Annotated in this window: 1 protein-coding gene; it reads left to right on the forward strand. The window is 71.2% G+C overall.

Annotated features, from left to right (window positions below; genetic code table 11):
* Window positions 1-77: 77 nt before the first annotated feature.
* A complete protein-coding gene (locus tag P2PM1_RS23840; protein WP_186400810.1) occupies window positions 78-1148 on the forward strand; it encodes an IS110 family transposase in 1071 nt (356 codons plus the stop codon).
* Window positions 1149-1443: the final 295 nt, after the last annotated feature.

A 1443-nucleotide genomic window follows, 5' to 3' on the forward strand; every position in this document is an offset into this window, starting at 1 on the left:
CCGTTGGGGTGGACGGCCCCCATCCGGCGCCGTTTTGCGCCAAGATGATGGTCCCAACACATCGAAGGAGCCGCCCAATGAACGAGATTACGCGCATCGGCATGGACACGTCCAAGCATCTCTTCCAACTGCACGGGGTTGACGCGGCCGGCGCGACGGTGCTGCGCAGGCAACTGCGGCGCGGCCAGCTTGAAGCGTTCTTCACGGCCTTGCCGCCGGCGAGGGTGGTGATCGAGGCCTGCACCGGCGCCCACCACCTGGCGCGCCGGCTGCGAAGCTGGGGCCACGAGCCCCGGCTGATCGCGCCGCACCGCGCCAAGCCCTATGTCGGGCGCAACAAGAACGACGCGGCCGACGCGGCCGGACTGTGCGAGGCGGGCGGGCGTCCTGGCATGCGCTTCGTGCCGGAGAAGAGCCCCGAGCAACAGGCCCGGCTGATGCTGATGGGCGTGCGCGCCGGCCTGATCCGGGCGCGCACCCAGGTTGCCAACGCGATCCGCGGCTATGCGGCCGAGTTCGGGCTGATCGCGCCCAAGGGGCTGTGCCGCATCGAGACGCTGCTGGAGCAGGTGGCGGGCGACCCCGCCCTGCCGCCGCTCGCCCGCAAGCTGTTCGCGCTGCAGGGCGAGCAATATGCCGCGCTGGCGCCGGCGCTTGCAAAGGTCGAGGCGGAGCTCGAAGCGTTCGTGCGCGACGACGACCTCGCCCGGCGGCTTAAGGCGATCCCTTCGGTGGGACCGGTGGGCGCGGCCTTGTTGACGATCAAGACGCCGGATCCGCGCGTGTTCGCCTCGGCCCGCGGGTTTGCGGCCTGGATGGGAGCGACGCCCAGGGACCATTCGAGCGGGGGCAAGCAGCGGCTGGGCGGGATCACCCGCGCCGGCGACGAGGCCCTGCGCGCGGTGCTGGTGGCGGGGGCGATGGCGGTGATCCGGCAGGCGCTGCGCAGCGGCAAGGCCAGCCCGTGGCTGGCACGCATGTTGGCGCGCAAGCCGGTCAAGCTCGTCGCGGTGGCGCTCGCCAACAAGACCGCCCGCATCGCCTGGAAGATCATGGTGAGCGGGGAGCGCTACGATCCCACGCGCGCCACCACCGCCACAGCCGCCACCACCGCCGCCGCCACAGCCACAGCCACAGCACCGGCGTGACCGAAACCGCCGCACCGGAATGACAAACACGCCCGGCCTCGCCGGCCGGGCTTGAGGGAGCGGCAAGCCGAGAGGGAGATGGAGCGTTCGATCGATCACGTGAGGCGGACACGCCGTGCGACCCGACCGGCCGTCGAGGCCGTGGTTCCGTTAGGCGCCGCCCCACGCGCAACCCATCTTGGGCCATGGCGGTTCACCATGCCGCCGAAACAGGCCGGACATACGAACCGCTGTCGATCCGGGCACTCCTCGACTAATCGCTTGCCCTCAGGGGGCCGTCCACATACGGGTCGCG

The sequence above is a fragment of the Stappia sp. P2PMeth1 genome, assembly GCF_900185735.1.
GTDB lineage: Bacteria > Pseudomonadota > Alphaproteobacteria > Rhizobiales > Stappiaceae > Stappia.

Bases quoted from the DNA above. Each gene is read 5' to 3' on its own strand.
- P2PM1_RS23840 (WP_186400810.1), top strand. From the start codon at position 78: ATGAACGAGATTACGCGCATCGGCATGGACACGTCCAAGCATCTCTTC.